Origin of the sequence: Paraburkholderia sp., from assembly GCF_036488505.1 — a bacterium.
In the GTDB taxonomy this organism is placed as follows: Bacteria; Pseudomonadota; Gammaproteobacteria; order Burkholderiales; family Burkholderiaceae; genus Paraburkholderia.
Genome location: NZ_DASXHN010000098.1, coordinates 1 through 6,853 on the forward strand (window position 1 = coordinate 1; position 6,853 = coordinate 6,853).

General features: G+C 66.4%; 7 protein-coding genes and 1 pseudogene. 3 read left to right on the plus strand and 5 right to left on the minus strand.

The window, feature by feature from the left end:
- The 3 genes from VGH68_RS05435 to yjfF form a co-directional block, all read left to right on the plus strand.
- On the plus strand, window positions 1-869 hold an 869-nt coding region (locus tag VGH68_RS05435), incomplete at its 5' end, for an ATP-binding cassette domain-containing protein (protein WP_331602498.1).
- Window positions 866-1,909 carry an ABC transporter permease gene (locus VGH68_RS05440; protein ID WP_331602499.1) on the plus strand — a complete coding sequence of 348 codons (1,044 nt, stop codon included), beginning with the start codon at window positions 866-868 and terminating at the stop codon, window positions 1,907-1,909. The genes VGH68_RS05435 and VGH68_RS05440, both read left to right, overlap by 4 nt.
- Complete coding sequence (gene yjfF / locus VGH68_RS05445; RefSeq protein ID WP_331602501.1) at window positions 1,906-2,994, plus strand: galactofuranose ABC transporter, permease protein YjfF; 1,089 nt, start codon at window positions 1,906-1,908, stop codon at window positions 2,992-2,994. The genes VGH68_RS05440 and yjfF overlap by 4 nt, the downstream gene beginning before the upstream one ends.
- 60 nt (window positions 2,995-3,054) lie before the next feature.
- On the opposite strand, the gene VGH68_RS05450 is transcribed toward yjfF, so the two are convergent.
- The 5 genes and pseudogenes from VGH68_RS05450 to VGH68_RS05470 form a co-directional block, all read right to left on the minus strand.
- Entirely contained in the window at window positions 3,055-3,735 is a 681-nt protein-coding gene (locus VGH68_RS05450) for a VIT1/CCC1 transporter family protein (protein ID WP_331602503.1), read from the minus strand.
- 344 nt (window positions 3,736-4,079) lie between these two features.
- Entirely contained in the window at window positions 4,080-5,012 is a 933-nt protein-coding gene (mdcH, locus tag VGH68_RS05455; protein WP_331602505.1) for a malonate decarboxylase subunit epsilon, read from the minus strand.
- On the minus strand, window positions 5,012-5,725 hold the full coding sequence (locus VGH68_RS05460) for a malonate decarboxylase holo-ACP synthase (protein WP_331602506.1): 714 nt from the start codon (window positions 5,723-5,725) through the stop codon (window positions 5,012-5,014). Before VGH68_RS05460 ends, mdcH begins: the two co-directional genes overlap by 1 nt.
- Window positions 5,725-6,546, minus strand: a complete 822-nt coding sequence (gene mdcE, locus VGH68_RS05465; protein WP_331602504.1) for a biotin-independent malonate decarboxylase subunit gamma — start codon at window positions 6,544-6,546, stop codon at window positions 5,725-5,727. Before mdcE ends, VGH68_RS05460 begins: the two co-directional genes overlap by 1 nt.
- Window positions 6,543-6,853: pseudogene (locus VGH68_RS05470) on the minus strand (biotin-independent malonate decarboxylase subunit beta); the annotation flags it as partial. The gene mdcE and the pseudogene VGH68_RS05470, both read right to left, overlap by 4 nt.

The window sequence follows — 6,853 nt, forward strand, 5'->3', positions numbered from 1 at the left end:
CCGATCAGCTGGTCGCGAAGATGGTCGGCCATGAACGCATGAGCGCGCGTCTGCGTGAAGCGGCGCATGAAGCGCAGGCCGCGGACGAGCTTCAGGAAAGCGCGGAGGACGCGTCGCAGGTCTCGCACGCGCAGAGCGCAGTCGCGTTCGTCGAGTTGCGCGGCGTCGGCCGGCGCGGCACTTTGCAGCCGATCGATCTGGATGTGCGCTCCGGCCAGATTCTCGGCCTCGCCGGTCTGCTGGGATCGGGCCGCACCGAAACCGCGCGCCTGCTGTTCGGCGCCGATCGCGCGGACAGCGGCACGATCCTCGTCAACGGCCGGCCGGTGCGGCTGCGCTCGCCGCGTGATGCGGTGCGCCACGGCATCGGTTATTGCGCGGAAGACCGCAAGAAGGAAGGCATCGTCGCGGAACTGTCGATTCGCGAGAACATCGTGCTTGCGTTGCAGGCGCGGCGCGGCTGGTGGCGCAAGATCAGCCGGCCGCGCGCGAGAGAGATCGCCGATCAGTGGATCGAGCGTCTGGGGATCAAGGCGTCCGACGCCGAACAGCCGATCGGCTTGCTGTCCGGGGGCAACCAGCAGAAAGCGCTGCTCGCGCGCTGGCTCGCGACCGATCCGAAGCTGCTGATACTCGACGAGCCGACGCGCGGCATCGATGTCGCCGCGAAGTTCGACATCATGGACCGGCTGCTGGCACTGTGCGCGAATGGCCTCGCCATCCTGTTCATTTCATCGGAGATCAGCGAGGTGCTGCGCGTGAGCCATCGCGTCGCGGTGCTGCGCGATCGCCGCAAGATCGCCGAGGTCGCCGGCAAGGCGTCCAACGAGGACAACATCTACCGACTCATCGCAGGGAGCGGCGAATGAAGCTATCGGACTGGTTCGCGCGGGACGGGGGCGAGCGTCAATTGCTGTGGCCCTGCGTGACGCTCGCGCTGCTATGCGGGCTGAACCTGCTGGTCAATCCGCATTTCCTCGCGCTGCGCATGCTCGACGGCCACCTGTTCGGCGCGCCGATCGACATCCTCAATCGGGCCGCGCCGCTCGTGCTGGTGGCGATCGGCATGACGCTCGTGATCGCGACGCGCGGCATCGACATTTCGGTCGGCGCGGTGGTCGCGATCGCGGGCGCCGCGGCCGCGACGATCCTGTCGACCCAGGCCGTGCCGAGTGGCGCGCTGGTTGCGCAGGCGCTCGTGGCGGCGCTCGTCGTCGGCTTGCTGAGCGGCATGTGGAACGGCTTGCTGGTGTCGTTCGTCGGCATGCAGCCAATCATCGCGACATTGATTCTGATGGTCGCCGGGCGCGGCATCGCGCAACTGCTGACCGCCGGGCAGATCATCCCGATCGGCGCGCCCGCTTATCTGTTCGTCGGTGGCGGCTACTGGCTCGGGGTGCCGTGTTCTGTGTGGATCGCGTCGGTGGCGGTGCTCGCGACGGCCGCGCTGGTCGAAGGAACCGCGCTGGGGCTCTTCATTCGCGCGATCGGCGTCAATCCGGTCGCGACGCGGCTCGTCGGGCTACGCTCGAAAGCGATCGTGTTCGCGGTGTATGGCTTCTCGGGCTTGACCGCGGCGATGGCCGGCATCCTGATCAGCTCGAACGTGCGCAGCGCGGACGGCAACAACGCGGGGCTGCTGCTCGAACTGGACGCGATTCTCGCGGTGACGCTCGGCGGCACGTCGCTGCTTGGGGGGCGCTTCAGCTTCGCCGGCACGGTGCTCGGCGCGCTGATCATCCAGACGCTCACGTACACCACCTATTCGATCGGCGTGCCGCCGGAAGCGACGCTGGTCGTCAAGGCCGCCGTCGTGCTCGCGGTCAGCGTGATCCAGTCGCCGGCGGCACGCGCGCTCGCGGTGTCGTTCGGTTCGTCGCTCGTCAAACATCGCGGGGTGGCACGATGAGGCGCCTGTTCGAAGCACTCGCCCGCGTGGTCGATCCGCGTACGCTGCCGATCGCGGTGACGATCCTGCTGTTCTGCGCGCTTTTCGGCTTCGGTTCGGTGATGTACACCGGCTTCTTCTCGTGGCAGGTATTACTCGATCTGCTCGTCGACAACGCGTTCCTGCTGATCGTCGCGATCGGCATGACGTTCGTGATCGTGTCGGGCGGCATCGACCTGTCGGTGGGCTCGGTGGTCGCGCTCACGACGATCGTCGAGGCGGTGCTGTCCGAGCATATGCATCTGTCGGTGTGGATCATCATTCCGATCGTGCTGCTGATGGGCACCGTGTTCGGCGCGGTACAGGGCGCGCTGATTCATTTTTTCCGTTTGCAGGCCTTTATCGTCACGCTCGCCGGGATGTTCTTCGCGCGCGGTCTGTGCTTTCTGATCACCACGCAGTCGATCACGATTACCGATCCGACGTTCCAGAAGATCTCCGCGTTTCGTCTGAACATCGTCGTCGGTTCTGTGTCGGCCAATGTGCTGATCGCACTTGTGACGCTCGCCGCCGCGATTTACGTCGCGCACTTCACGCGCTTTGGACGCAATGTGTATGCGGTCGGCGGCAACCCGCGCTCGGCGCTGCTGATGGGGCTGCCGGTCGCGCACACACGCGTTGGCGTGTATGCGCTGAGCGGTTTCTGCTCGGCGCTGGGCGGTGCGGTGTTCACGTTCTACGTGCTGTCGGGTTATGGGCTGCAAGGCCAGGGGATGGAACTCGATGCAATCGCGGCGACAGTGATCGGCGGCACGCTGCTCACCGGCGGTGTCGGTTATGTGCTCGGCTCGCTGTTCGGGGTCGGCATTCTCGGCACGATCCAGACGCTGATCACGTTCGACGGCACACTGAGTTCGTGGTGGACGCGGATTGTGATCGGCGCGCTGCTGTGCGCGTTCTGTCTGCTGCAACGGTTGATCGAGCGGCACGCGAAGTCGGTCACGCGATCCGGCGGTACCGGCGCGGTGGCGACGACGGGGCATGCGCATGCCGACGCGCCGGCGCAGAAGTCGGATTCGCAGGTGTTGGGGCGGGCGCCGGGGTAGGCGCAACGACGCGAGCGTGGCAGGAGCGTTCGGACGGATCATGCGTTCCACGCAGGAGCGTCACCCTCCCAACAGAATGATCGCCATCGTCAGCACGACACCGAGCAAGGTCATCGCGAAGCCGGCCTTCAGCGCGCCCGCGCCGGTATAGCGTCCAAGCGCACAGCCCGCGACGAATAGCATCGCCAGTGTGAGCACCCGCGAGATCACGAGCGCCGTCGTGCGATCGCCGATGACGACGAACGGCAGCGCAACAGGAAACGTGGCTACGACCACCAGCAGAAAAACGCCGAGCGCGCCCACGAAGTCGTCGCGAATGAAATGCGCGCGAGGCGGCAGCGCGAGCGTCGCGGCGAGACGCTCGCGAATCAGCTCGAGTTCGGCATCGTCGACAAGCGGCTCCAGCGACTTCGGCAATGCGTCGCGCAGGATCCGCACAGCGACTGCGTGATCCTGTTCGCGCTTCACGGACAACGCGAGCGCCAGACGCTGTCCGCGGTCCGCCAGACTACGCAGGACGAACATCACCGCGTCCGCGAGACCCCATGCAAGATTGCAGCCCAGCGCGGCGAAGAACAGTTTGCGCCCGGCGTCGTCGCCAGCGGTGACCGCCTTCACCGCGCCGACGAAAGTCAACGCCATGAACAGCCCAAAACACAGTTCGGTCACGCGGTCGACCGCATTGAGGATCGGCTGGCGCTTTTCGGGCATCCGTTGCTGGATCGGGGCGGCGGTATTCATGGGACCTCGACTTTCTCATCCCAAATACGATCTCGACATCGTTGGAGCGCTTGTCTGTCGGCGCAAAACCGTCACGCGGGTGCTTCGTTGACAGTCTTCACGATGTCGGAGCGGCCGGCGTCACGGCCGCGAGCGCGAACAGCGCGGGCGATTCGTTGACGCATCCCTACGAGGATTACCCGCGTTTTCATGGTGTCACACGCCCCCGTCACTCGGGAATGAGCCCATGGTCCTATAGCCGGTCGAGTTTGCGACCAGGCTACGGGGCTTTGTTTCGCTCGCGCCGCGCGCGCGGCGGCGCGGCGCTGCTCGTGAACTGCCGCATCGGTTCACGGCGGCCGTGGTCAGTTGCGCTCAAGCCGCTTGCGAATGGTTGGTACGAGGCGATCGAATGGCAACGTGCTGGCCGCGAGCGCGGTGGTATCGGGGAAGTTCTCACGCGCGATATCGGTCAAAACTTGCCCCGGCGGCGCTTCGACCAGCACGCTCGCGCCCATTTCCCGCATCGCGGTCAGCGCATCGAACCAGCGCACGGTGTCACGCATATTGGTTGCGAGATCTTCGCGAATCGCGTCAGCCGTATAGAGCGGACGCCCACCTCGATTACCGATATAAATGCTATTGGGCCTCTGAAACGGCAAGTCGCGCGAATAGGCGAGAAGTTCATCGCTAGCCTGCGCGAGCAGTTCGCAATGAGAAGGTACGCTGACCGCAAGCCGCGTCGCTTTGCGCGCGCCGGCCGCCAACGCACGCGCAATGAACGCATCGAGCGCGTCGTTCGCACCGGCCATCACGATCTGGCGCGGCGCATTCACATTGCCGATATACACGCGCTGCCGAACGTCATTGGCGTGCTGCGCAGCGAGCGTTTCCACTTCATGCTCGCTCAAGCCCGAGATGGCCGCGAGACCATACCCCGACGGATACGCCGCTTCCATCAATTCGGCGCGCCGCCGCACCATCATCAACGCGTGAGCAAATTCGATCGCACCGCAACTGACCGCCGCCGCATACGCACCAACCGATAGCCCCGCGCTGATCTGCGCCGTCAAGCCTTCATCGGCGAGGGCGCGCGTGAGCGCGACACCGGCGATCGTCAGACCGACTTGCACCGCGACGGTCGAATCGAGCGCGCGACCTGTATCGAGCGTCAGCGCATCGACGCTCAGCGTCTCGGACGCTTGCGCGAGCGTTTCCGTCACCGCGCGATGGTCGGGCAAACGATGCAGAAAGCCGTCGCTTTGCGCGCCTTGGCCGGGAAACAGCAGCGCGAGCATCATGCGGCACCGTCGTAAGCCATCGCGGCCCACGGATCGGCGATCAGGCGCGGGCCGCTCGCATCGCGCGCGAGCACGCGCGTCTTGCCGGCCGCCCATTCGGCGAGCGCGACGCCGCCAGCGGGCGTCTCGAGTTGCGCATCGATACGGATGCCGATGCTTTGGGCGAGCGTTTGCAGTTGGTCGAACACTAGCCGCGCAACGCTGAGCGCAAGCGGCTCGGGTGCACGGATCAACAGATCGAGATCGCTGGCTTCAGCCACGCTCGGCACTTGCGTTGCCAGTTCGAAACCCGTGCTGCCGGTCGGGCCCCACGCGAACCCGGCGAGCGCGGCGCACGCATCGCGCCGCAAAGCGGCAAGCGCGACGAACGCGGGTAACTCGCGGCGCTTGGCAGGCTGAACTCGCAGCAACGATTCCGGCGACACCACGCCGACGATGTCGTCCTGATGCGCCCACGTGCCATAACGCTGTGCCCGGCCAGCACCGCGCACACCGATCGCGACGAAGCCGTCCGCGCCCAGCGCACGACGAACCACCGCATACGGCGCACGCGCGAATGCATCGCGGACCCATGCGGGTTCGTCATCGAACGAGCGCAGGGATTGCAACCGCAGCAGATCATGCGGGCGCCAACGCGCGTCGCTGGTCGCTGCATTGGCGCGCGACACCGCACGCGACGTATCAAAGGGCGCCGCCGCGCAAACCCGTATCACACCGCATCCCATTGCTCGGCAAGCCGCCGCCGCACCTCGATCGACGCCGCACGATTCAACCGCGCGCTCGCTGAGTCGAGTCGACGCGCCAGCGTGCGATCGCCGGTGCGCGCACCGTGGACCTGCTCGACAAGCACGTCACGCACGCGCTGGATGTGCGCATCGTTCGGCGCATCCGCGTCGATTCCTTCGATCAGCTGATCGAGCAGGCCGAGCTTCGCGAACGACGCCATCGAATACGACATCGGCACGATCGTCTCGCCGAGCGCATCGAGTGCTTCGACGGTGCGGCGGGTGACGCGCGCGGCGGCTTCCTTGCCCATCGCGTGGACCATCGTGCCCGGCGCGTCGAGCGCGACGATACGGTTCGCCTGATAGCCGTGCGCGAGAAACGCGCCCGACATCGCCGGGCCGACGATCAGTGCGATCACCGGATGGCCCGCGTCGCGCGCGCTCGCATAGGCGTCGACCGCCGCCGCGCACGCGAGATGAATGCCGAGCATTTCCTCGCGATACCCATACGCCTGGCTTTTCACGTCGACGATCGCGACGATCGGGCGACGCACGCCGGCCGCCGCGCCTGAATCGGCATCGATGACTTCACGCACGGCGCGCGCGAGCCGCCAGCCCTGCTCGAGGCCGACCACGTTACTGGTCGCGCGCGCAAAGCGGTTGGCGGGATCGGGCACGACGGTGATGAAGCGCGTGGTGTCGCCGCCGAGCAGCGCATCGCCGCTCCACACGGGCGCGTCGCTGGCCGGCTCGCCTGCCAGCGCCCGGAACCAGAGCGCGCCGCGCATAACAGTGGTGTCGTTCATACTTGCTCTCCGTTCGCTGCTTGCCGCGCATGCGGGTTGTACACGTCGCGCACTGTTTCGGGCGCGACGCTCGCGGGATCGATTAGCGCAAGCCGCTGCAAGAACGTATCGACCTGCTCGCTGCGATGCGTGGCCGGCACGCCCTGCGCGAACGCGGTGCGGATAGCGGCGCGCATCGCGTCGGTATCGTCGTCGACGAGTTGGTCCGCCAGCGCGCTCGCCACACGCTGCTCGCCGCCGATCAATTGCCACACCCGGCGGCGATCGCTCGCGTCGAGTTCGTCGATACCTGCTTCCTGTTCGATCA